Origin of the sequence: Pseudoalteromonas sp. BZB3 (assembly GCF_040104455.1) — a bacterium.
Classification (GTDB): domain Bacteria; phylum Pseudomonadota; class Gammaproteobacteria; order Enterobacterales; family Alteromonadaceae; genus Pseudoalteromonas.
On sequence record NZ_JBECOS010000001.1, the window covers coordinates 109,658 to 133,589 of the forward strand.

Sequence of the window (23,932 nt, forward strand, 5' to 3'; positions counted from 1 at the left end):
CAACAAGTTTTCTAATTTTCTCACATCGTGGACACTTTTTATCTGGTTTCATCTTTACATCCATAAAACATAATCGGTACAAGCACATAACTAAGATTTAATTTTCGTTCAACACACAAATTAATACGACCATACTCATTTTTCGATCGTATAAAGCTTGTAAACTGAGCTCATCATTAGCAGTGGTCGAACAACATGTATAACAAGCAGTCAGGTAAAGTTCTTTTTCCCGTTTTAATTTTAATTCTAATCGCAATTAGTGGTTATTTTTATTTACCAGTAAGCCATAGTAAAACAGGACCTTCGTCTCGTCCTGCAACCCAAGTTGCTGTGCATACTGTCAGTACTGACATCAAAAGTATCAATATTGATGCTGTAGGTACAGCACGAGCAAACCAAGCCATCAACATCATCAGTGCGCAAAGTGATTATGTAGAAACGCTTACTTTCAAAGATGGGGAATTTGTAAAAGCGGGGCAACTGCTTGCCACCCTTCGCGACAAACAAGAACGCTTAACCGTCAAAGAGCTGAAAATTAACTTAAAAGAACAACAGCGTCAGCTAAAACGCTTGCAGGAACTTGCTCGCTCACAGTCAGCCGCGCAGTCTCAGTTAGAAGAACAAGCTTCTGAGGTAGATGCACTGCAAGCAAAACTGGCCAATGCTGAGTCAAAACTGCAGGAAATGATTATTAAAGCCCCCTTTTCTGGCGTGCTAAGCAAGCGTTTAGTCGATATAGGTAGCTTCGTAAATAGTAACACCCCTTTCACGACTTTAGATGATATCAGTATTATCAAAGTAGACTTTCAGGTACCTGAAAAATATCTGGCTCAATTGACACAAGGTATGCAGGTATCTGCGATTTCAGATGCTTACCCTAATGCACCGTTTACAGGTGAAGTAACGCATATTGGACCGCGTATCAACCAAGCAACTCGCAGCGTATCTGTCACTGCGAGTTTTGAAAATGACGCCAACCTTTTACGCCCAGGTATGCTAATGCAAGTGGCACTGGAGCTAGGTCGTATTGAAGCGCTCATGGTGCCAGAGAAAAGCATTATTCCACGCCAAGATAACCATTTTGTGTATATCATCGATGCTGAAAATAAAGCACAGCAAGTCAAAGTCGAGTTACTTGAACGTTTTCATGGTTGGGTCGCCATTAAAAGTGGTTTAGAAGCCGGCCAGCAAGTGATCACCGAAGGCACCATTAAAATTCGTCCTGGTTCTTCAGTAACGACACAGGGGTGATCGAGTGAGAATTACAGATACCGCGGTAAAACGCCCCGTTTTTGCAATTGTAATCAACCTACTGTTACTCACGTTTGGCATCGTGGCATTTACCATGCTACCACTACGTGAATATCCCGACATTGAAACGCCAATTGTCAGTGTTTCTACAAGTTATACTGGCGCATCAAGTGAAGTAGTAGAAACCAAGATAACTCAAGTGCTTGAAAACCGTATATCAGGTATTGAAGGCATCAAAAGCATTACTTCATCCTCTCGCAATGGCCGATCAAACATCACCATAGAGTTCAATATTGACCGAGATATTGATGCGGCAGCAAATGACGTTCGCGAGCGTGTTTCACGTGCACTAGATAGACTTCCTGAACAAGTTCGCCCGCCAGAGGTATCCAAGTCTAATTCTGATGAGAGCCCTATTGCGTGGTTTGTACTCAACAGTACCTCTATGAACACACTAGAATTGTCTGACTATGCTCAGCGCTATATTGTCGATCGCCTTGCGGTGGTTGATGGTGTTTCTAACGTGCGCATTGGTGGTGAACGTCAATATGCCATGAAGATTTGGCTAGACAGAAAAGCCATGGCAGCACGCGGCATTACTTCAAGCGACATAGAACAGGTTTTACGCCGTGAAAACGTGGAACTCCCTGCTGGTGAAATAGAGTCTCTTGATAGAGATTTTTCTGTCCGTATCACCCGTAGTTACAAAACCCAAGAAGACTTTAATAACCTCGTGATTAAGCGAGGTGAGCAAGGCTACTTAATTCGCCTTGGAGAAGTGGCAGATGTATTACTCGAAGCCGCTGACAACGAAAGTACATTCCGCGGTAATGGTAAAAACATGGTCGGTATGGGCATTGTAAAGCAAGCCAAAGCCAATACCCTCGAAGTAGTCGATAATGCCCGTAAGGAACTAGAGAAAATTAAGCACAATCTGCCTGAAGGCACGACCATTCAGGATAGCTATGATTCTTCTATCTTCATTCGTGAATCTATTACCGAAGTTTATCGTACGCTTGCAATTGCCATGGGCCTAGTTGTCGTGGTGATCTTTATCTTCTTAGGTAATATTCGTGCGACTTTAATTCCAGCGGTTACAGTACCTGTTGCACTGATTGCAACCTTTATGTTCTTACTCTCAATGGGTTATTCAATCAACTTACTAACTCTATTGGCACTGGTATTGGCCATAGGTTTAGTCGTGGACGATGCCATTGTTATGCTCGAGAACATTTATCGCCGTATCGAGCTTGGTGAGCCGCCACTTTTAGCTGCATTTAGAGGCGCACGTGAGGTTGGATTTGCCATCATAGCCACAACTCTTGTACTCGTTTCAGTGTTTGTGCCCTTGGTATTTATGGATGGCCGGATTGGCGCGCTCTTTACTGAATTTGCCATGGCAACCAGTGCAGCAGTAGTATTCTCAAGTGTCACTGCACTGACCTTGTCGCCAGCTTTATGTTCCAAAGTACTGAAGCCTAGTAGCAGTGAAAATCGCTTTACTCAGTGGATGGATAAACAATTTACTAAGCTTGAAAATGGTTACCGTAAAGTACTACTGGATAACTTAAACAGACGCTTTAGTTTGTTAGCGGTACTGGTGTTAGCGGGTTTTGCGACTTATACCCTTAAGAAGCAAATTCCATCTGAACTTACACCTAGAGAAGACCGCGGTACTTTCTTTGTGATGATGAATGGCCCTGAAGGCGCGAGTTACGAAAATAACGCTGAGAATATGGCAAAGATCGAAGAACGACTACTGCCATATGTTGAAGCCGGTGAGCTCAGTCGTGTGCTAGTGCGTGTTCCTGGTTGGGGTGGCCGTGGGGGTGTTGCCATCGTAGGTATGCCAGATTGGGACGAGCGTAAACGTTCGACTTGGCAAGTAATGGGAGAGATCAGTGGCAAGATGCGCGAAGTCACCGATGTGCGTGCTTTTGCAATTATGCGCCGAGGCATTGGCGGCGGCGGTCAGTCACGTCCTATCGAGTTTGTACTGCAAGGTAACGATTACGAAGAGCTAGTTGAATGGCGAGATAAAATCATAGCCAAAGCTCGCCAGAACAAAGGACTCGTGCGTTTAGATCATGATTACAAAGAAACCTTCCCACAGTTTTTAATCAGCATTGATAAATTAAAAGCGGCAGACTTAGGAGTGTCGGTGAGTGATATTGGTCGCACCCTTGAAACTATGTTAGGCCAACGCCGCGTTACCACCTTTATTGACCGCGGTGAAGAATACGATGTTATTTTGAAAGGCACCAAAGCAGATTTCGCAGCGCCTAATGACATTGCTGATATCTTTGTTAAGTCTCGTACAGCTGAATTGATCCCGCTAGATAGCTTGATCACTGTGGCTGAAGAAGCCACTGCTTCACGTCTAAATCGATACAACCGTATGCGTGCTATCACTATCACTGCAAACCTTGCGGAGGGGTATACCTTAGCTGAAGCATTAGATTTCTTAAACACGGTTGCTGCAGAAGAAAACCACATAGATGGTGCTGTTGATTATAAAGGTGAATCTAAGCTGTTTTATGAAGGTGAGTCGGCCATGACTTACGTATTCCTACTCGCTTTAACCGTTACCTTCTTAGTGCTTGCTGCTCAATTTGAAAGTTTTGTACACCCACTGGTGATCATGTTAACGGTACCACTAGGTCTCGTTGGCGCTATGTATGGGTTATTTATCACCGACAGTAGTCTTAATATCTACAGCCAAATTGGTATTGTGATGCTGATTGGTTTGAGTGCTAAAAATGGTATTTTGATTGTTGAGTTTGCCAATCAATTACGTGACAAAGGCATCGAATTTGAGCAAGCCTTAATTGATGCAGCCGTTCAACGCCTTCGCCCTATTATCATGACATCACTGACGACGGTAATGAGTGCGATCCCGCTAGTATTTGCGACAGGCCCAGGCTCAGAAAGTCGCATGGTTATTGGTGTGGTTATTTTTGCAGGTGTAAGCGTGGCAACTATACTGACGCTATTTATTATTCCTTGCGCTTATTCATTACTGGCGCGTAAGACTCAATCACCTGAGTTCTTAAGCCAAAAAATTGCTGAACAAGCGCGCGCTTTAGAGGAGAAAAATCATGGCTAACATTGCAACGGCAACCTTTGCCGGTGGCTGTTTCTGGTGTATTGATGCGGCGTTTCGCCGCGTTAAAGGCGTTCATAAAGTTGAATCTGGCTACATGGGGGGTCAAACCGATGATCCTACCTACAAAGATATCTGTACAGGCATGACCGGTCATGCTGAAGTAGTCCAGCTCAGCTTCGACGCTGATGTTATCAGTTACAGCCAGCTATTAGATATGTTCTTTACATTGCACGATCCGACTCAATTAAACCGTCAAGGTAATGACGTGGGCACGCAATATCGTAGTGCGGTGTTCTATCACGATGACGCACAAGCTGAACTAACTGAACAGACCATCAAGCAGTTACAGCCACATTTAGCAGAGAAAATTGTCACGGAGGTAACACCTGCGGTCACTTTCTACTCTGCAGAGCAGTATCACCAGGACTACTTTAATGAGAACCCAAATCAGGGCTATTGTAGTGTGGTTGTGGCCCCTAAAGTCGCTAAGTTTAGTCAGAAATATGCACACCTACTCAATTAGTAGATGTGCTATCAATAAATAACAAAAAAGGAGCAGAAAGCTCCTTTTTTTAATATCTACAATACAGATAGGTATTAACTATCTTTATTACGACTCTCTTTTGAGAAAGCACGTAACTTACGCTTTTGCGATAAGGTCATCTTGTTACTGCGACCCGCATATGGGTTATCACCTTCTTTAAATTCAATCTTAATCGGTGTGCCCATAATGCCAAGCGCTTTACGGTAGTAATTCATTAAGTAACGCTTGTAGCTGTCAGGTAAGTCATGTACCTGGTTACCGTGAATAACAATACGTGGCGGGTTATAACCACCGGCGTGCGCATACTTTAACTTCACACGACGACCACGTACTAGCGGCGGCTGGTGATCTGCTTGCGCCATATCCATGATACGACGCAGCATTGCTGTACTGATACGCTTAGTCGCAGACTCATAGGCTTCGTCTACAGACTCAAATAAGTGACCTACACCCGTACCGTGAAGTGCCGAGATGAAGTGTAAACGGGCAAAATCAATGAACCCTAAACGACGGTCTAGCTCAGTTTTAATACGCTCTTTCACGTACTCGTCTAAGCCATCCCACTTATTGATTGCAATAACCAGTGAACGACCCGCGTTTAACGTAAAGCCTAGTAAACTTAAGTCTTGATCAGAAATACCTTCGCGCGCATCAACCACCAATAACACTACATTGGCATCTTCAATGGCTTTAAGCGTTTTGATCACTGAGAACTTTTCGACTACATCGCTGACTTTTTTACGCTTACGTACACCTGCTGTGTCGATCAGGACATATTCTTTGTCATTGCGTGTCATCGGGATATATACAGAGTCACGTGTCGTGCCCGGCATATCGTAAACAATCACACGCTCTTCACCTAGAATACGGTTAGTAAGTGTAGATTTACCTACATTAGGACGACCAATAATAGCTAATTTAACAGGCTTATCTTCAAAACCTGTTTTACCGTCTTCCAGCTTCTCGCCATCTTCACCTTCAAGATAAAGCTCAGCTAAGCTTTCGTCATCTTGCTCAAGCTCTTCAGCTTCGCCTGCCAACTCTGCAATAACAGGCTGCAAAGTATGATCTAATAGCTGAGTGACACCACGACCATGCGCTGCCGCAATTTGATGAACATCACCCAATGATAACTGATAAAACTCAGCACAATGAGAGTCGGCATCAATACCATCGGTTTTATTCGCAACGATAAAGCATTTTTTCTCTTGTTTACGTAAATGCTGCGCAATAGCCTGATCGGCTGCGTTCATACCTGCACGGGCATCTACTAAGAATAAAACAATATCCGCTTCTTCAATGGCCAGCAGAGATTGCTCTGCCATTTCGGTTTCAATCCCTTCTTCGCTACCATCGATACCACCCGTATCAACAACGATAAACTCATAGCCATCATAATTCGCTTGACCATATTTACGGTCGCGCGTTAGGCCAGGAAAGTCCGCTACTAACGCATCACGAGTGCGTGTTAAACGGTTAAAAAGTGTGGATTTACCCACATTAGGTCGCCCAACAAGAGCGATCACCGGAAGCATAGACTACCTCATCAATAAACAACAAAAGGCTTCGCAATGCGAAGCCTTGAAAAAATGCATTAATAAATTAATGGTTACGGGATCTTTACCGCGCTAACTTCACCATCTCGGGTTACCACAATTAATTTATCTTCTGCTACAACAGGCTCTACGTAAAAGCCTGAGCTATCAAAACTTTCTCGAGAAACTAGATCACCAGTTTGCTTATCTAACCAATGCAAGTTACCTTCTTGATCGCCTACAGCTAAGTAATTACCAGCAACAGCCGGTGCCGTTAGATACCAACCACGCAGACCTGACTGACTCCAGCGCTCAATGCCCGAATCTTTATCTAACGCGTAAATAATGCCGTCACTGTCGACAACATAAATCACATTAGCCTCAATGCTAATATCGCGGTAACTACTGTACTCACGTTTCCAAACGACATTGCCACTGCGAACATCAACCGCTGCTAAGTTACCATTATAGGCGATAGCGTAAGCAAATGCGCCTACAACGATAGGTTTAGTATCAACATCCACTAAGCGCTCAAATTCAGACGCACCTTTTGCAGTTGCAACTTCTGCGCTCCATGCGGTGTAACCATTTTCAGCGATTAAAACCGTTAACTTACCGCTTTCTTCGCCAAATAACACACCACCATTGGCTGCTGCTGGAGAGCTCAAACCACGAAGTGTTAATGCAGGTACTTCTTGCTCATGACGCCAGCGCTCTTCGCCTGTATCTGGGTGAAGTGCCAACAATTTACCTGAGCCCAGATTTACGTAAACCAGACCATCACCTGCTGCTGGAGAAGATAATGCTTCACCCGGTACGGCCTTACGCCAAACAATCTCACCGGTTTCTCGCTCAAGTGCAATCACTTCACCATGCTCAGAGCCTATGTATAGTTTGCCATAAGCCTGTAAAATACCGCCCGACAATTTTGCACTGTCGTTGTCCGCCCAAGGCCAGAAGTTGACGTTTTTACGAACATCAGTTTCCCAAAGGGTCTTTCCAGATTCGGTTGAAATTGCTTCGACTTCACCATTTCTCGCTGCAACAAATACAGTGTCTTTGTAGACAACAGGCGTTAAACGAGAGAAGTAATGCTCTACGCCATCACCCACACCGTTCGTCCAGTCAACTTGCGTTTCGAATTGGTTTACAATTTCAGGTAAAACAATTTCTTCTTCATCATCGCTCGATGAACAACCTAGCAAAGACGCCATACACAACGCCAATGTGGCCATACTTAGCTTTCTCATCGGAACTACTCCTAAGCTGCAGGCTGGGCTGTGGCTAAATTGTCCAACTTAATCTGTAGTAGGCTGTTATTGCCTTCTGTTGACTCAGCAAGCGCAGCTTCATATTCAGAGCGAGCGCTGTCTTTGTCACCTTTTGCAAGATATACATCACCTTTTACTTCAGCAACTTGTGCTTTAAAAGCCTCTGGTGTTGTTTGTGATAATGTTTTTAGCGCTGCATCATATTGTGTAAGCTGTGCTTGTACACGCGCTAAACGTAAGATAGCTGTGGCTTTTAGCTCTGGGTTTTGAACATTGTCTTGTAACCAAGTTAATTTAGTTACCGCTGTTTCAAACTCCCCTTTCTCAACTGCTTCTTTAGCCGCAACAAATGCCGCTAGCGCCGCATAATTTGAGTCGCCATTTTCAGCAATGAATGAGTCAGACTTAGTCAGAACTTCACCACCTTCAACCAATTCATTGTAAGCGTTTGAAGCAGCTTCAGCAGATGTGATCTTGCTTTGGTTATAGTATTTCCAACCGTATAAGCCACCAAGACCTATAACGATACCTAACGCAAGTGAAACGCCGTTTTCACGGAAAAATCGTTTTATTGCTTCTGCTTGCTGTTCTTCTGTTGAGTAAATTTCCATACAGTCCTCTTATACTGCTAAGTCTGCTAACAGTGTTTTAACCTCTTCCAGGCTCACTGTGACTTGTTCTTTTTCTTCTCGCAGATATTTCACGGTTACCTTGCCTTCAGCAAGTTCGCTTTCACCTAAGATTAGCGCAACTAGCGCGTCGCTCTTATCTGCACGTTTTAATTGTTTCTTAAAGTTACCGCCACCACAGTGAACTTGTACACGAAGGCCGGCTACTTCTGTTCTTAATTGCTCTGCAATCACTGGCGCTTGAATACTAGCGGCATCACCCATAGCTGCAACATACACGTCTGCATTACGGCGAATTTCACCCACGCTTTCTAGCGCTTGAAGTAGCAGAACTAGACGCTCCATACCCATTGCAAAACCAACCGCTGGGGTTGCTTTACCACCTAGCTGTTCAACTAGACCGTCGTAACGACCACCAGCACATACGGTGCCTTGTGCACCTAGACTTTCCGTTACCCACTCAAATACAGTGCGGTTGTAATAGTCTAAGCCACGTACTAGCTTTTCATTAACTTGGTATTCGACGCCAGCTGCGTCTAAACGTTCACATAAATTTGCAAAATGTGCTTTTGATTCTTCATCTAAGTGTTCAGATAACTTAGGCGCATCTACTAAGATAGCCTGTACATCAGGGTTTTTGCTGTCTAGAACACGCAGTGGGTTTGAGTACATACGACGTTTAGAATCTTCGTCTAACTTATCAATATTCTGCTCTAAAAACGCCACAAGTGCATCGCGGTACTCTGCTCGTGCTTCATTTGAACCAAGAGAGTTCAGCTCAAGACGAACATGATCTGAAATGCCAAATGCTTTCCACAAGCGCGCTGTAAGTAAAATCACTTCAGCATCGATATCTGCAGTCGCAATACCAAACGCTTCAAGGCCAAACTGGTGGAATTGACGGTAACGACCTTTTTGTGGACGCTCGTGACGGAACATAGGACCCATGTACCAAAGACGCTGCTCTTGGTTATACAATAAGCCGCCTTGGTTACCCGCACGTACACACACTGCCGTACCTTCAGGGCGCAGTGTTAAGCTATCGCCGTTACGATCTTCAAAGGTGTACATTTCTTTTTCAACGATATCGGTTACTTCACCAATAGAGCGTTTAAATAAGTCGGTAGATTCAACAATTGGGAAACGGATCTCTTGATAACCATAAGACGCAACCGTATCACGTAATACTGTTTCTACTTTCTGCCAAACTTGCGTATCACCTGGCAGACAATCGTTCATACCACGAACTGCCTGAATTTGTTTTGCCACTGAAAATCCTAAATCAATCTATTTGCTAAATGCGAGTGCCACACACAGTGCGCATTGTGGGTAAAGGAGTCAAGTATTATACCCAGCTCGCGTAAAACGTAAACGACAGAGCAAAAGATCTGCAGGATATTCTTTGCTCTGTCGGTAATTTTTAAAAATTATTCGACGATTTTAATGTCGATTGCTGGCTGCGCTTGCTTCTTAGCAACAAAATCACGCACCTGCTCTTCAAGTTGCTCGACAATATTGTCGTTATCAATACGCATCTTTTGACGCTCGCCGTTGATATACAAACCAGAACGACGGTTCGCACCTGCAAGACCGATATCACTGACTAAAGCTTCACCTGGGCCATTTACAACACAGCCAATCACTGACACCGAAATTGGCTCAATGATGTCTTCAAGGCGCTCTTCAAGTTGATTCATGGTGTTGACCACATCGAACTCTTGACGAGAGCAGCTAGGGCAGGCAATAAAGTTGATACCACGAGAACGAATACGCAGTGACTTTAAGATATCAAAACCCACTTTGATCTCTTGTACCGGATCAGCAGCTAACGAGACACGAAGGGTATCACCGATACCTTCGGCAAGCAGCATACCTAGCCCAACCGCTGATTTTACTGAGCCAGATCGGAAGCCGCCCGCTTCTGTAATACCAAGGTGAAGGGGTTGATCAATTTCTTTTGCCAGTAAACGATACGCACCAACCGCTAAGAATACATCTGATGCTTTTACAGAGACTTTGAACTGGTCGAAGTTTAAACGCTGTAATATTTCAACATGGCGCATCGCTGATTCAAGTAATGCTTCAGGCGTTGGTTCACCATACTTTTCTTGTAAATCACGCTCTAAAGAGCCGCCATTCACACCGATACGAATTGGAATATTACGTTCACCCGCAGCATCTACCACGGCACGAATACGATCTTCACTACCGATGTTACCTGGGTTGATACGTAAACAATCTGCGCCGTACTGCGCCACTTTTAGTGCGATACGGTAGTCAAAATGAATGTCGGTAACAAGTGGAATATCAACCTGCTCTTTAATGCTCTTGAAAGCTTCGGCTGCATCCATAGTTGGCACTGATACACGAACGATATCTGCTCCAGCATCTTGAATTGCACGGATCTGCGCAACGGTCGCATCGATATCCATAGTATTGGTGTTCGTCATTGACTGTACAGCAATTGGTGCGCCATCACCAATAGGCACGTCACCTACATAAATACGGGTCGACTTTCTACGTTTAATTGGAGATTCTGAAAACATGACGGTTACTCTGTTAAGGGTAATTTAAATTTAGCTGAACGATTGCGTGGCAATGATGATAAATCAACTGATTGACCATCTAGCTCTACATCAACCTGCTGATGACGGCCTAACACCACAGAAAACGGTGCAACGCCCTGCACTGTCATGGTGTATCCGGCTTTTTTAACGCCAAAAGCAATACGCTCTGATGAGGCATCAAAGATCTCTACCCAAGAATCGTCTTTGAAATGCATCACAATCGTATTTAAATCAGGTGTACTGCTTGTCTCTTCGGCTGGTGCTTGTTCGGCTTCTACTACATCTAAAACTGGTTTGTCAGATTCAGCTTTTTCCACAGCAGGTTCAACCGCATCCTCGGCGGTTAATACAACATCAGAAGGCGTATCGCTTTCTTCGCTGTTTTCTAGAACCGGCGCTTCGCTTTCAGATACATTACTCTGTACTTCAGGCACGATAACATCGTTTTCATTCGATGTGGTTTGCCAATACATAAAACCTGAAGATCCTAATACTATGGCCAAGATCACGTAGCTAACTAGCATTAAACGGCTATCGTTGGCTTCTTTTTCTGTGCGACGTGAAAAGCTTTGCATACTTTTATTTTCAGCCACGCTTTCAGGTGCCTGAAACAGTGCCAAGGTTTGCGCTTGATCTAATTGCAAAAGCGTACAGTAAGCCTTGATGTAGCCTTTAACGAAGGTGATTGGACCAAGTGACGTATAATCATCTTGTTCAAGTTTGGTGATATGCTTAGGGCTTAACTTTAACCTATCCGCCACGGCTTCAATGGTTAAATTCGCATCTTTTCTTGCGCTTGCGAGTATTTGCCCCAAAGACGCTTGTTGCTCAGTTGATTCTGGGCTCATTTCATTCATAAAGTATAACTACTCGGATCTACAATCAGTAAACTATGTCCAGCCGCAAGTTCAACGTCTGGTGTTAATTTGTTCCATCGCATCAAATCACCGATCTGTAATTGGTAATCGGTGGCGATATTATACAAGCTATCCCCATCTTGAATTATATGGGTGATAAGTGGATTATTTAAATACACCTGCTGACCAATCTGTAAACGGTCTGATTCTTTCAGCTTGTTCCATTTTAACAGACTCGCCATTTTGACATCATATTTAACAGATAAACTAAATAAGTTTTCACCTAACCCAACTGTATGCACTGGCACATTTGGTAAATTCACTTCTGGATTTAACAAAGGTGCATCAACTGATAAAGGTTTAGCTGTAAGAACTGAGGCATTATTCTCTGCTATTTCTCTGAACCTAACCTGACTTGGATCTGGTTGATAGAACTGCACTTGACCTTGAGCTGGTTGCACTGACGTTTTTTCACCAAATGACACCACTCTCACTTGATTATTTGGCGTTTCAGTAAGCTGAGTCGTCGCTTGGGTTTTCTCTTCAGCTACAGGTGTGCTTGTCGTGCTCGTAGGCTGATTTGACTGAGGTTGCGTTTCAACCACAAAAGGAGTTTGTAAACCGCCACGCAGTGACACAGCTTCACTTGCACTATTTGTGCTTATGACAGAAGTAGGTTGAACTACTTCACTATTATTATTTTCTCGTTTAGGCGCTTTCTTGCGGGTAATTTTTATCTTAGGCTGAGCGTTATAAACCGTCGGTGACTGTTCAATGATTTCTGCCACCTTGGCTTTTCTATACTGCTCACGCAATACATCAAATTCGCTATTATTGTATTCTTCTTTAATAATCGCTTGTGCTTGATAAGATTGCGGATAAGTCTGTACTAAGGTCGTGGCGATTTTCTGAGACTGTTCTAAATGTCCCATCTCTTGATGCAACAAGTACTCTAAAAACAAACTACGCGATGAAATGAAGCCATTCTCTGTGTAACTGTCTAACACGCGCAATGCTTGATGCAAGTCACTCTTGGCATAATATAAACCTGCTAGAGAAATTAGAGCACTTTTACTCTGACCATCGTGTTGCACTGCACTATTTAAATAATCGAGAGCTAACTCAAACTTATCTTGCTTCACCGCACATAAAGCCAAATTTTCATAACTTTGCGACACACGTAAATAGCCGCGAGTATCAATCGCTTTTAATAATTGCGCCCTCGCTTCATCATACTCGCCGATACGGCATAAAAACGTGCCATAGTTGTTCAGGGTGTTTGGATCGTTTGGTACTAGCTTGAGTGCGGTTTGATATGACGCTTTTGCCTGTTGGAACTCTTTTACTTGCTCGAAGTAATAAGCCAGCGTGTAGTGTACTTCAGGTAATTTAGGGGCAAATTTAGCTGCTCGCTCAAGATTAAACTTGGCTTGCGTATTATTACCCGCTTTTAGATATTCTAATGCCAAGCTGATACGCGTTCTTGCAGCTTCTAGGTTATTCATTTCTGAATTCACCACAGGGCTATTTTTAGTGACGCTATGTGTTTCTGTTACACAGCCACTTAAGCCTAATAACGCAAATGGAATTACCCAATAAGAACGCATGTATCACCTTGATAGTATGAAATAATAGGGACCTATATTACCTAAAAGCCCCTATCTTTCATCTATTTTATGTAAATAACTTCGGCAATAAAAAATACTTAAGTTAATTACTCACATTCACAGCAATGGCATTATCTTCGCGCTGCTGTTTTTTCATAATACGTTTGGTTCGGTCAACTACATCGCCAACTAGCTGTCCACAAGCGGCATCAATGTCGTCACCACGGGTACGACGAACAATACAAGTTAAACCCGCTGCCTGTAATACTTTTGAGAAGCGATCGATACGGCTGTTGCTTGAACGACCATACTCATTACCCGGGAATGGGTTGAATGGGATCAGGTTAATCTTAGACGGTGTACCTTTTAGTACTTTAACTAGCTCATGCGCTTGATCTGTACTGTCGTTTACGCCTTGTAGCATGACGTACTCGATGGTGATGTCTTTATTGGCTTTTGAACCATCAATGTAACGACGACATGCCGCTAAGAACTCTTCAATTGGGTACTTTTTATTGATAGGTACTAGCACATCACGTAAGTCATTGGTTGGCGCGTGAAGAGAAATCGCCAGCGCCACATCAATTTTCTCTTTAAGAATATCTAGCGCAGGTACAACACCTGAAGTACTTAATGTTACACGACGCTTAGATAAACCAAACGCCCAGTCATCCATCATCAGTTCCATCGCAGGAACGACATTGTTGATGTTAAGTAATGGCTCACCCATCCCCATCATAACCACGTTAGTGATCGGGCGCTTAGTGCTGTCACCATTGTGAAGGCCAATATCTGTCGCCACTCGCCACACCTGACCGATGATCTCAGATACTTTTAAGTTACGGTTAAAGCCCTGCTGCGCCGTTGAACAGAATGTACACTCAAGGGCACATCCTACCTGTGAAGAGACACACAGTGTTGCGCGGTCTTTTTCTGGGATCCAAACAGTTTCAACTTCTTGGCCGCCTTCTAAGATCATTGCGTATTTAATGGTGCCATCACTGGCTACTTGCTTAACTGAAATCTCAGGCGCTTTAATTTCGCATTGCGCTTGTAACTTTGCACGTAGCTTTTTATTGATGTTACTCATATCGTCGAAGTTATCGATGCCGAAGTGATAAATCCACTTCATTACCTGATCTGCGCGGAATGGCTTTTCACCAAATGATGCAAACAATTCACGCATCCCCTCGCGATTCAAATCAAGTAAATTAATTTTTTTCTCTGTAGTGGCCATGAAGCAACCTCGATAAAGTGACGGTACGAAATTAAAAAGACGACGTATTGTATAAAAACCAACCAACACACTCAAACATTGTTGATGATTTTGCAAAAATAGCTATAAAAACTGACTTTGCAAAAGCAACAAGGACTAAAAAAGGGCCCGAGAGCCCTTCTTTACTCTGTTCGATTCGCGATTAGCGAGTACGAGGACAGATTTCTTCTTCAGCGAAGAAGTAAGCGATTTCGCGAGCAGCTGACTCAGGTGCGTCAGAACCGTGTACCGCGTTCTCGTCGATGCTGTCAGCGTAGTCAGCACGTAAAGTACCAGCTAGTGCTTCTGCAGGGTTAGTAGCACCCATGATTTCACGGTTCTTAAGAACTGCGTTTTCACCTTCAAGAACTTGAACCATTACTGGACCAGAAGTCATGAAAGAAACTAGTGCACCAAAGAAAGGACGCTCTTTGTGCTCTGCGTAGAAACCTTCAGCTTTCTCTTGAGAAAGGTGAACCATTTTAGAAGCAACGATCTTAAGACCAGCAGATTCGAAACGGTTGTAGATTGCACCGATGTGGTTTTTAGCTACCGCATCAGGCTTGATGATTGAAAAAGTACGCTCTAAAGCCATCTTTTTAGCTCCAATAATAATTGTTGAATATTTACGGGCGCGAATTATACGCGTTTTAGCGCTAAAAACCTACTAGATCTTGATCCTTTAAAAATTTCGAATAGATCAGATTTCAGCGAAAAACCATGATCTGCGTCAAACATGACAATTTCATTAACCTTTATACTGCGCCGCTTTTTAATTTCACCTGAAATTTTACCGTCACTTTTGACCGAAACAGCTGACCAGCACTCAGTTCAATGTAAGAGGTTTTTACTATGTTTGTTCCAGAGCTTTTATCCCCTGCAGGTAGTTTAAAAAATATGCGTTATGCATTCGCATATGGTGCCGATGCCGTGTATGCAGGCCAACCACGTTACAGCTTACGCGTGCGTAACAATGAATTTGATTTAGCCAATTTAGAATTGGGGGTTAACGAAGCACATGCACTCAATAAAAAGCTCTATGTGGTTTCAAACATCGCGCCACACAATAAAAAAGTACAAACCTACTTAAAAGACATTGAGCCTGTCATTGCCATGAAGCCCGATGCACTCATCATGTCTGATCCGGGTTTAATCATGTTAGTTCGTGATAAGTGGCCTGATATGCCGATTCACCTTTCAGTCCAAGCTAATGCAGTTAACTATGCGTCAGTTCAGTTTTGGGCGAAACAAGGGATTGAGCGCGTGATTTTATCCCGTGAATTATCGCTTGAAGAGATCGCAGAAATTCGTGAGCTTTGTCCACAAACCGAACTAGAAGTATTCGTTCACGGTGCATTATGCATGGCTTATTCTGGTCGCTGCTTATTATCGGGTTACATCAATAAACGCGATCCTAACCAAGGTACGTGTACCAATGCATGCCGTTGGGAATATGACGTTAAGCTAGGTAAAGAAACTGAAACCGGCGATGTAGTGCATAAAATCGACCCACAATCTGTGATCCCTACACTGGGCGAAGGCGCACCAACAAATGAAGTGTTTATGTTAGAAGAGCAAGGTCGTCAGGGCGAATACATGCCTGCATTTGAAGACGAACATGGTACGTATATCATGAACTCGAAAGACTTGCGTGCGGTACAGTATGTCGACCAACTAACAAAAATGGGTGTACACAGCTTGAAGATCGAAGGTCGTACTAAGTCTTTCTACTATGTAGCACGTACAGCGCAAGTTTACCGCAAGGCAATTGATGACGCAGTAGCAGGTAAACCCTTTGATCCAAACCTGATGCGCACTCTTGAGAACCTAGCACACCGCGGTTATACCGAAGGCTTCTTAAAACGCCACGCGCACCAAGATTACCAAAACTATGAATACAGCCATTCAGTTTCAGACAAACAACAATTTGTGGGTGAAGTATTAGGTCGCTTAGACAATGGCTTGGTTGAGATTGATGTTAAGAATAAATTCTGTACAGGCCACAGCCTTGAGCTTATGACACCGCAAGGTAACATCAGCTTCAACCTTGAGCACATGGAAAACAAAAAAGGCGAGAAAATTGACGATGCAAAAGGCTCTGGTCACATTGTAAAAATTCCATTGCCTGAAAATATCGATTTAGATCACGCGATTTTGATGCGTAACCTGAACGATCAAGAAGATACGCGTAACCCATTTAAAAAGGCCTAAATCATGGCGCTGTTGATCAATTCAAAGTGCATCAACTGTGATATGTGCGATCCTGAATGTCCGAATGAGGCCATTTATATGGGTGAGAAAATTTATGAGATTGATCCAAATAAATGCACCGAGTGTGTCGGCCATTATGACACCCCCACGTGCGTAAGTGTTTGCCCGATCGACTGCATAAACCCCGACCCCAATCACAAAGAAGATTTAGATGCCTTAGCTGAAAAGTTTTTGCGACTCACAGGCCAAGATAAGTAAATTCAGACTAATTTATGATCAAAAATGGCGCTCAGTGAGCGCCATTTTTATTTCTTCATTAACTTATAACGAAGCAAGAAATTAGCGAAGTGCTTTTTCAACTTGATCGAAATGCGCAATCACTTCGACAATTTCAAGTTCAGCATCTTCATAGGCCGATTCAAACTGCATACCTTGTGAGGCCATTGCTTGCACAGTTGCAGGGTGAACCAATAAATCTTTTGCGTGGTAGCACACTGGCGAGTCGTATTTAGGTAACTTACCGTCCTTATGGTAGCCAGATTCAATTTCTTCTAGTGGCAATGTAGGAATAACGTCTGCAGCTTTGTCTAATGCCGAAAGGTAGCTGTCGCACGCTGGGTATTTAGCGGTGAATTCAGCTAATAATTGACGAGAGGTCGCAACAAGTTGCTGTGAGCTTTGCTCAAGTTTTTGAGACGCTTCGTTGGCTCTGATCTCACCAAGTAAACTTTGTGCTTGTTGCTTATAGGTGTCTAAGTTGGTTACTTTGGCTGGTGCAGCTTCAGTTGTTTGTGTTTGTTGCTCAACCTGCTCTGAACATGCTGTTAGTGCAAGGCTTGTAAGTAAAATTGCCAACCTAGATTTCATGAGAACCTCGTAATTATTATTGAAAACAATTCTCATTATACTCTTTAAAGAAAAGAATGAAATATCATTGTCATAAAATTATGAGGTTTTCTTTATTCTTCTAAATTCAGCGAATTTAGATAACTTTTATATGGCTTACTTACCCTTACAGGTATTGGCCATAATGGCTTTTTGCGCTTGTGCTTCTTTCTCATTGTTATTTGATTTCGCCACCGCGTAACTGATCTTCGCATCGTTACACTTGTCTCTAAGCTCTTTATCCATCAAATACAGTTTATCTTTTTGTGCCTGTGCAAGCCCTTCTGTACCTACATACTCAGAGCGCTCTTCAGGTGCTTTATCTTTCTCGTATGCTTCACCTTCGTTTACCTTGCAACCAGATAAGACAAAGGCCAAAGGTAATAATGCAATCAATAAGCTTTTCATAAATTTACCTATTTTAAATACTTTTCTTGATTATAACTGATTTGATACAATTACAAAGCAAAGGTTCAAAAGTTGCTTTTCAGACAATAAAAAACCGCATATTTATATATGCGGTTTTTTCAAAGAAAACAGGGGTTTTCTTAAGGCATGGCGTCTAGGTCCGCACCTTCTTTTTCAACTTCTACTGGTATCAAATCTTCTTTGCTTACACCCATCGCAACCGCAACTGAGCTTGCAACATAAACTGAAGAGTAAGTACCAATGAACACACCAAATAGTAGCGCAGTTGCAAAACCATGAATGGTCTGGCCGCCCCATACGAATAGTGCAATCAATACTAAAATAGTCGTGATTGATGTAACTAAGGTACGATTTAGTGTTTGCGTGAGTGAGATATTGATAATTTCAATGGTGTCATCAATACGCACTTTACGGAAGTTCTCACGAATACGGTCAGATACAACAATGGTGTCATTCAGTGAGTAACCGATAACCGCTAAGATTGCTGCAAGGATCGTCAGATCAAATTCTAGGTCTAATAATGAGAAAAGACCCATAGTGATGATCACATCGTGGAAAAGTGCCGCTACCGCACCGATGGCAAAACGATATTCAAATCGAAATGCCACATACATCAGAATACAGATAAGCGCGGTGAGCATGGCTAAGCCACCCTGCTCTTTTAAGTCTTCACCCACACTTGGGCCAACAAACTCGATACGACGCATTTCTACACTGCTATCCGCTTGCTTAAGCGCCGCGATTAATTGGTTACCAATCGTCTCTGCTTTAACATCGCTGCCGCGTGGTGCTAAACGAACCAGTACATCTTGGCTCGAACCAAATAACTGTACTGACGCATCAGCAAAACCATTTTCAGCTAAGACAGAGCGGATTTTTGCCAGATCAGCTGGCTGTGAAAAGCCAACCTCAACCGCAGTACCACCAGTAAAGTCTAAGCCAAAATTCAATCCACGGATTGCCATAGAGGCAATTGATGCCAAGATCAATAACGCAGAAATCGCCATGGTAAGCTTGCGCGCTGACATAAAGCGGATGGTGTCATTTAATTTTAATAACTGCATATCCGTCTCCTAGATTGAAAGCTTATTAATGCGCTTGCCACCGATCACTAAATTGATCACAGCACGCGTACCGACAATGGCCGTAAACATCGACGTGATGATACCGATTGCAAGTGTTACAGCGAAGCCCGCAATTGGACCTGTACCAACCGCAAATAAGATAACGGCTGCAATCAGTGTAGTGATGTTGGCATCGAAAATGGTGCTAAATGCACTGTCATAGCCTTGGTGAACTGCTTGCTGAGGGCTACGACCGTCGGCTAATTCTTCACGAATACGCTCAAAGATAAGTACGTTCGCATCTACCGCCATACCTACCGTTAGTACGATACCGGCAATACCTGGTAATGTCAGAGTGGCACCTGGGATCATCGACATAACACCAACAATAAGTACTAGGTTAGAAGCAAGTGCAATGTTAGATACCAGACCAAAGCCTTTGTAGTACAACAACATAAATGCCAGTACAAATGCAAAACCAAGTACCACAGCTGTCATACCCGCTTCGATGTTTTCCTGACCTAGGCTTGGGCCTACTGTACGCTCTTCAACGATTTGAATTGGCGCAACTAAGGCACCAGCACGAAGTAATAAGCTCAGGTTATGGGCTTCAGCTGGGTTATCAATACCTGTAATACGGAATGAGTTGTTCAGACGAGCTTGAATGGTTGCAACGTTAATCACTTCTTCAACCTTAATTGGCGGAAGCGCTTTCCCATTTTCGTCTTTCTTACCTGATGGCTTGTATTCAATGAATACTGTCGCCATGCGCTTACCAACAGCACGTTTCGTGAAGGCACTCATTTTAGCGCCACCTTTGCTATCAAGGTTGATGCTAACTTGAGGGCGTGAGTATTCGTCTATACCCGATTGTGCGCCAGTAATGTGAGAGCCGCCTAAAATAACACGTTTCTTCAGTACTACTGGGTAGCCATCTTTGTGCATGATCACTTCAGTGCCAGGAGGCACACGGCCTTGTGCAGCTGAACGTACATCGGCGTTTTCATCTACTTCACGGAACTCAAGCGTAGCCGTTGCACCTAAAATCTCTTTCGCACGGGCAGTATCTTGTACACCAGGTAATTGCACGATAATACGTTCAGCACCTTGCTGTTGTACATTTGGCTCAGCAACACCTAACTGGTTAATACGGTTACGAATGATGGTTTCATTCTGTTTGATTGCGTAAGCGCGGATCTCTTTGAATTTCTGATCGCTCAAGCTCGCGAAGAATGCCAAGCTGTTGCTGCTATCATCAACAAAGTTATACAGTGGATAACGCTGCTTTAAGAAACGCTCTGCCGCATCTTTGTCATCATCATTGCGCATGATCACTTGTACGCGTTCAGCACCCGAAACACGGCGAATTGAACGATAACGAAGTTTTTCACCGCGTAAGTCACTCTTGAAATCTTGTTCCATGGTTTCTAGCGCATTATCCATCGCTGTCACCATGTCGACTTCCATTGTGAAGTGAACACCACCACTTAAATCTAGGCCTAGCTTCATTGGGTTACCACCAATGTCTTTCAACCAATCAGGTTGTGCAGGGCTCATATTAATTGCAGAAATGTAGTCGTCAGATAGGCTGTCACGCAAAATATCTTGCGCTTTTAACTGCTCTTCAACATTCGTAAAACGTACCAATACTTGATCGTTTTCTAATGCTGAAGATTTAACTGTGATGTTGTTCTCTTTTAGAGTCTCATTTACTTTGTCTAGCACACTTAGATCAGCGCTGGCACCTTTAGTACCAGAAACCTGTATGGCCGGATCACGGCCATACAGGTTTGGTGTGGCATATAAAATACCAATCGCTAATACAGCCAGAACAAGTAAATACTTCCACATTGGATACTTGTTTAACACAGGCTTTACCTTTTTATTTTTGTTTTTAGATTACAGCGATTTCATTGTGCCTTTAGGCAACACAGCTGATACTGCTGATTTTTGTACTGTGACTTCAGTTTGGTCATTTAAAGCAATAACGACAAAGTCTTTGTCATCAGCAACTTTAGTGATTTTACCTACTAAGCCACCTTGTGTAAGTACTTCGTCACCTTTACCTAGTGCCCCCATAAGGTCTTTGTGCTCTTTTACACGCTTAGCTTGCGGACGGTAGATTAAGAAATAAAATACCAAACCAAATACACCTAACATGATAAGCATTTCCATGCCACCGCCAGCAGGTGCAGGCGCTGCAGCACTTGCATGCGCAGTCGAGATAAATAAACTCATAACACTTCCTCTTATATTTTAAATTTATATTATTCTGTTTCAGCTAATGGCGGCACTGGTAGGCCACGTTTAGCGTAAAAATCTTCTACGAATTCTTCTAGTTTGCCTTCGGCAATCGCATTTCTTAGGCCTTCCATTACACGTTGATAGAAACGTAAGTTATGGATGGTATTTAAACGCGCACCTAAGATTTCATTACACTTATCTAAGTGGTGTAAGTAAGCACGTGAGTAATTCTTACAAGTATGACAATCACACTCAGGATCTAATGGACCTGTATCTGTTTTGTGAACTGCGTTACGGATTTTAATAACACCCGTACTGATAAACAAGTGACCGTTACGCGCGTTACGCGTTGGCATTACACAGTCAAACATATCGATACCACGACGCACCGCTTCAACTAAGTCTTCAGGTTTACCAACACCCATTAAATAGCGCGGCTTGTCTTCTGGCATTTTGTAAGCACAGTGATCAAGGATGTTGATCATGTCTTCTTTAGGCTCGCCTACTGATAGGCCACCCAGTGCATAACCATCAAAGCCAATTTCTTCTAGGCCTTTTTGTGATTCTGCACGAAGCTCAGGATACATACCACCTTGAATAATACCGAATAACGCTGAAGGATTATCACCATGGCCTTCTTTCGAACGTTTTGCCCAACGTAGTGATAACTCCATTGAGTCACGGGCTTCTTTTTCTGTTGCAGGGTAAGGTGTACATTCGTCAAAGATCATAACGATGTCTGAACCTAAATCACGCTGTACTTGCATCGCTTTTTCTGGCGATAACATGATTTTTTCACCATTTACTGGTGACTTAAACATCACGCCTTCTTCAGAAATTTTACGCATTGCGCCTAAGCTGAATACTTGGAAACCGCCTGAATCGGTCAGGATTGGCTTATCCCAGTTCATAAAGTCATGCAAATCACCATGTTGCTTAATGATTTCAGTACCAGGACGAAGCATTAGGTGAAAGGTATTACCTAAGCAGATATGTGCACCTGTGTCTTTTAATTCGTCTGGCGTCATACCTTTAACAGTACCGTATGTACCTACAGGCATAAATGCAGGAGTTTCGACCACACCACGGTCAAAAATCAAACGGCCACGACGGGCTTTGCCATCAGTGCGATCTAATTCAAATTTCATAGCTACCTCAAAAGTCGGAAAAACAGTCCAACACTCGTTCTATAAACGCCATCGCGTTTATTTTTAGAGCTGATTTTAACCGTCCGATTCTACCTTGTTTGCACAGTGAATTCTAATGATTGGGGCGAAAACTAAGAAATTAAAGATGACTGAGATGAGAGATAAGAATTAAGAGTTAAGAAGAAACGCTTAAAACAACAAGACCCTGAGTTTCAGGGCCTTAATAGAATGTTGCTAGCTAAAAACTCTAGCCGTTATTTATCTTGTTTAGTGATAAACATGGCATCGCCATAGCTAAAGAAACGATATTGCTCATTCACTGCGGTTTTATAGGCATTGATAATATGATCTTGGCCCGCAAACGCACTAACTAACATGATCAAAGTAGATTCTGGTAAGTGGAAGTTAGTGATCATGGCATCGACCACCTGGAATTCATAACCTGGGTAGATGAAAATGTCTGTATCGCCATAAAGTGGCTGTAATTCACCTTCGCTCGCTTTTGCCGCAGACTCTAGTGAGCGAACAGATGTCGTACCTACCGCAATCACTCGACCGCCATTGGCTTTGGTTTTCTTGATGGCATCAACTACTTCTTGAGACACTTCAATGTACTCAGAATGCATCACATGTTCATCAACTGAATCTACACGTACAGGTTGGAAAGTGCCCGCACCTACATGCAAAGTAATGAACTGTGTTTCGATGCCTTTTTCTTTGATCTTTTCGAGCAATGTTTCATCAAAGTGTAAACCCGCTGTCGGCGCCGCCACTGCACCAGGCTTTTCGTTGTATACGGTTTGATAACGCGCTTTATCTTCTTCCGTATCTGGACGGTCAATATAAGGCGGTAAAGGCATATGGCCAATGTCATCTAAGATGTTTAACACCGTTTGCTCACCTTTGAACTCAAGCTCAAACAACTCACCATGACGTGCGACCATAGTCGCTTCTGCTTTGCCTTCTAAAATCAGTGTTGCACCTTCTTTTGGTGACTTGCTTGAACGGACATGGGCAAGCACTCTATGCTCGTCTACAACACGTTCAACCAACACTTCAACTTTGCCACCTGTGCTTTTCTGACCATACATACGGGCTGGGATCACTTTGGTATTGTTGAAGATCATTAAATCGTTCGGCTTTAAGAAATCAATGAGATCTTTGAAGATTTTGTGACCTAACTCCCCAGTATTACCATCGAGAGTCAGTAGTCGGCTCGCAGTACGATCTGCCATAGGATGACGAGCGATTAACTCATCAGGAAGTTCAAAACTAAAGTCAGCAACGCGCATGACAACACCTCAAGTTATAAAACAGCGGCCAAGTTTA

At 43.2% G+C, this 23,932-nt stretch carries 21 protein-coding genes; 5 read left to right on the forward strand and 16 right to left on the reverse strand.

Annotation, left to right across the window (positions count from 1 at the left end; all coding sequences use genetic code 11):
* The first annotated feature begins 195 nt into the window (after positions 1–195).
* Genes ABMY35_RS00495 through msrA form a run of 3 tightly spaced genes read left to right on the forward strand, consistent with a single transcriptional unit; the run spans position 196 to position 4,880 of the window.
* A complete protein-coding gene (locus tag ABMY35_RS00495) occupies positions 196–1,251 on the forward strand; it encodes an efflux RND transporter periplasmic adaptor subunit (RefSeq protein WP_349284562.1) in 1,056 nt (351 codons plus the stop codon).
* Positions 1,252–1,255: 4 nt separating this feature from the next.
* The gene (locus tag ABMY35_RS00500; RefSeq protein ID WP_349284563.1) at positions 1,256–4,357 is read left to right on the forward strand and encodes an efflux RND transporter permease subunit; all 3,102 of its coding nucleotides are present in this window, start codon (positions 1,256–1,258) and stop codon (positions 4,355–4,357) included.
* The gene (gene msrA, locus ABMY35_RS00505; protein WP_349284564.1) at positions 4,350–4,880 is read left to right on the forward strand and encodes a peptide-methionine (S)-S-oxide reductase MsrA; all 531 of its coding nucleotides are present in this window, start codon (positions 4,350–4,352) and stop codon (positions 4,878–4,880) included. The genes ABMY35_RS00500 and msrA overlap by 8 nt, the downstream gene beginning before the upstream one ends.
* Positions 4,881–4,954: 74 nt before the next feature.
* Here the strand turns inward: msrA and der are convergent, their stop codons facing one another.
* The 9 genes from der to ndk form a co-directional block, all read right to left on the reverse strand.
* Positions 4,955–6,436, reverse strand: a complete 1,482-nt coding sequence (der, locus tag ABMY35_RS00510) for a ribosome biogenesis GTPase Der (protein ID WP_349284565.1) — start codon at positions 6,434–6,436, stop codon at positions 4,955–4,957.
* A gap of 74 nt (positions 6,437–6,510) precedes the next feature.
* A complete protein-coding gene (bamB, locus tag ABMY35_RS00515) occupies positions 6,511–7,686 on the reverse strand; it encodes an outer membrane protein assembly factor BamB (protein ID WP_349284566.1) in 1,176 nt (391 codons plus the stop codon).
* 11 nt (positions 7,687–7,697) lie between these two features.
* Positions 7,698–8,318 (reverse strand): tetratricopeptide repeat protein, encoded by a 621-nt coding sequence (locus tag ABMY35_RS00520; RefSeq protein ID WP_349284567.1) that lies wholly within the window; start codon positions 8,316–8,318, stop codon positions 7,698–7,700.
* Positions 8,319–8,327: 9 nt separating this feature from the next.
* Positions 8,328–9,605, reverse strand: coding sequence for a histidine--tRNA ligase (hisS, locus tag ABMY35_RS00525; RefSeq protein WP_349284568.1), 1,278 nt, complete (start codon positions 9,603–9,605; stop codon positions 8,328–8,330).
* A gap of 158 nt (positions 9,606–9,763) precedes the next feature.
* A complete protein-coding gene (gene ispG, locus ABMY35_RS00530) occupies positions 9,764–10,882 on the reverse strand; it encodes a flavodoxin-dependent (E)-4-hydroxy-3-methylbut-2-enyl-diphosphate synthase (RefSeq protein ID WP_138566842.1) in 1,119 nt (372 codons plus the stop codon).
* A gap of 5 nt (positions 10,883–10,887) precedes the next feature.
* The gene (locus ABMY35_RS00535; protein WP_349284569.1) at positions 10,888–11,751 is read right to left on the reverse strand and encodes a RodZ domain-containing protein; all 864 of its coding nucleotides are present in this window, start codon (positions 11,749–11,751) and stop codon (positions 10,888–10,890) included.
* Between the two features lie 5 nt (positions 11,752–11,756).
* Positions 11,757–13,367 carry a type IV pilus biogenesis/stability protein PilW gene (gene pilW, locus ABMY35_RS00540; RefSeq protein ID WP_349284570.1) on the reverse strand — a complete coding sequence of 537 codons (1,611 nt, stop codon included), beginning with the start codon at positions 13,365–13,367 and terminating at the stop codon, positions 11,757–11,759.
* Positions 13,368–13,470: 103 nt separating this feature from the next.
* On the reverse strand, positions 13,471–14,604 hold the full coding sequence (locus ABMY35_RS00545) for a bifunctional tRNA (adenosine(37)-C2)-methyltransferase TrmG/ribosomal RNA large subunit methyltransferase RlmN (RefSeq protein ID WP_058028791.1): 1,134 nt from the start codon (positions 14,602–14,604) through the stop codon (positions 13,471–13,473).
* Positions 14,605–14,785: 181 nt separating this feature from the next.
* Positions 14,786–15,217 (reverse strand): nucleoside-diphosphate kinase, encoded by a 432-nt coding sequence (gene ndk, locus ABMY35_RS00550; protein WP_058028790.1) that lies wholly within the window; start codon positions 15,215–15,217, stop codon positions 14,786–14,788.
* A 257-nt stretch (positions 15,218–15,474) separates the two neighbouring features.
* On the opposite strand from ndk, the gene yegQ reads away from it, so the two are divergent.
* Positions 15,475–16,833 carry a tRNA 5-hydroxyuridine modification protein YegQ gene (gene yegQ / locus ABMY35_RS00555; RefSeq protein WP_349284571.1) on the forward strand — a complete coding sequence of 453 codons (1,359 nt, stop codon included), beginning with the start codon at positions 15,475–15,477 and terminating at the stop codon, positions 16,831–16,833.
* A gap of 3 nt (positions 16,834–16,836) precedes the next feature.
* Positions 16,837–17,091, forward strand: a complete 255-nt coding sequence (locus ABMY35_RS00560) for a YfhL family 4Fe-4S dicluster ferredoxin (RefSeq protein WP_349284572.1) — start codon at positions 16,837–16,839, stop codon at positions 17,089–17,091.
* An 81-nt stretch (positions 17,092–17,172) separates the two neighbouring features.
* Here ABMY35_RS00560 and ABMY35_RS00565 read toward each other — a convergent pair whose 3' ends face one another.
* The 7 genes from ABMY35_RS00565 to queA all read right to left on the reverse strand — a co-directional run bounded on the left by ABMY35_RS00565 (position 17,173) and on the right by queA (position 23,895).
* Positions 17,173–17,700, reverse strand: a complete 528-nt coding sequence (locus ABMY35_RS00565) for a hypothetical protein (protein ID WP_171037282.1) — start codon at positions 17,698–17,700, stop codon at positions 17,173–17,175.
* Positions 17,701–17,835: 135 nt separating this feature from the next.
* Positions 17,836–18,126: a hypothetical protein gene (locus ABMY35_RS00570; RefSeq protein ID WP_349284573.1), complete on the reverse strand. Its 291-nt coding sequence runs from the start codon at positions 18,124–18,126 to the stop codon at positions 17,836–17,838.
* 140 nt (positions 18,127–18,266) lie between these two features.
* Positions 18,267–19,211, reverse strand: a complete 945-nt coding sequence (secF, locus tag ABMY35_RS00575; protein WP_349284574.1) for a protein translocase subunit SecF — start codon at positions 19,209–19,211, stop codon at positions 18,267–18,269.
* Positions 19,212–19,220: 9 nt separating this feature from the next.
* Positions 19,221–21,080 (reverse strand): protein translocase subunit SecD, encoded by a 1,860-nt coding sequence (gene secD, locus ABMY35_RS00580; RefSeq protein ID WP_349284575.1) that lies wholly within the window; start codon positions 21,078–21,080, stop codon positions 19,221–19,223.
* Between the two features lie 30 nt (positions 21,081–21,110).
* Entirely contained in the window at positions 21,111–21,449 is a 339-nt protein-coding gene (gene yajC / locus ABMY35_RS00585) for a preprotein translocase subunit YajC (RefSeq protein WP_058028783.1), read from the reverse strand.
* Between the two features lie 29 nt (positions 21,450–21,478).
* Positions 21,479–22,603, reverse strand: coding sequence for a tRNA guanosine(34) transglycosylase Tgt (gene tgt, locus ABMY35_RS00590; RefSeq protein WP_349284576.1), 1,125 nt, complete (start codon positions 22,601–22,603; stop codon positions 21,479–21,481).
* 254 nt (positions 22,604–22,857) lie between these two features.
* Positions 22,858–23,895 (reverse strand): tRNA preQ1(34) S-adenosylmethionine ribosyltransferase-isomerase QueA, encoded by a 1,038-nt coding sequence (gene queA, locus ABMY35_RS00595; protein WP_349284577.1) that lies wholly within the window; start codon positions 23,893–23,895, stop codon positions 22,858–22,860.
* Positions 23,896–23,932 lie beyond the last annotated feature (37 nt).

Bases quoted from the DNA above. Each gene is read 5' to 3' on its own strand.
- ispG (WP_138566842.1), bottom strand. From the start codon at position 10,882: ATGTTTTCAGAATCTCCAATTAAACGTAGAAAGTCGACCCGTATTTAT.
- ABMY35_RS00520 (WP_349284567.1), bottom strand. From the start codon at position 8,318: ATGGAAATTTACTCAACAGAAGAACAGCAAGCAGAAGCAATAAAACGA.
- ABMY35_RS00495 (WP_349284562.1), top strand. From the start codon at position 196: ATGTATAACAAGCAGTCAGGTAAAGTTCTTTTTCCCGTTTTAATTTTA.
- pilW (WP_349284570.1), bottom strand. From the start codon at position 13,367: ATGCGTTCTTATTGGGTAATTCCATTTGCGTTATTAGGCTTAAGTGGC.
- ndk (WP_058028790.1), bottom strand. From the start codon at position 15,217: ATGGCTTTAGAGCGTACTTTTTCAATCATCAAGCCTGATGCGGTAGCT.
- tgt (WP_349284576.1), bottom strand. From the start codon at position 22,603: ATGAAATTTGAATTAGATCGCACTGATGGCAAAGCCCGTCGTGGCCGT.
- msrA (WP_349284564.1), top strand. From the start codon at position 4,350: ATGGCTAACATTGCAACGGCAACCTTTGCCGGTGGCTGTTTCTGGTGT.
- ABMY35_RS00535 (WP_349284569.1), bottom strand. From the start codon at position 11,751: ATGAGCCCAGAATCAACTGAGCAACAAGCGTCTTTGGGGCAAATACTC.
- yajC (WP_058028783.1), bottom strand. From the start codon at position 21,449: ATGAGTTTATTTATCTCGACTGCGCATGCAAGTGCTGCAGCGCCTGCA.
- bamB (WP_349284566.1), bottom strand. From the start codon at position 7,686: ATGAGAAAGCTAAGTATGGCCACATTGGCGTTGTGTATGGCGTCTTTG.
- queA (WP_349284577.1), bottom strand. From the start codon at position 23,895: ATGCGCGTTGCTGACTTTAGTTTTGAACTTCCTGATGAGTTAATCGCT.
- ABMY35_RS00570 (WP_349284573.1), bottom strand. From the start codon at position 18,126: ATGAAAAGCTTATTGATTGCATTATTACCTTTGGCCTTTGTCTTATCT.
- yegQ (WP_349284571.1), top strand. From the start codon at position 15,475: ATGTTTGTTCCAGAGCTTTTATCCCCTGCAGGTAGTTTAAAAAATATG.
- ABMY35_RS00560 (WP_349284572.1), top strand. From the start codon at position 16,837: ATGGCGCTGTTGATCAATTCAAAGTGCATCAACTGTGATATGTGCGAT.
- ABMY35_RS00545 (WP_058028791.1), bottom strand. From the start codon at position 14,604: ATGGCCACTACAGAGAAAAAAATTAATTTACTTGATTTGAATCGCGAG.
- secF (WP_349284574.1), bottom strand. From the start codon at position 19,211: ATGCAGTTATTAAAATTAAATGACACCATCCGCTTTATGTCAGCGCGC.
- der (WP_349284565.1), bottom strand. From the start codon at position 6,436: ATGCTTCCGGTGATCGCTCTTGTTGGGCGACCTAATGTGGGTAAATCC.
- ABMY35_RS00565 (WP_171037282.1), bottom strand. From the start codon at position 17,700: ATGAAATCTAGGTTGGCAATTTTACTTACAAGCCTTGCACTAACAGCA.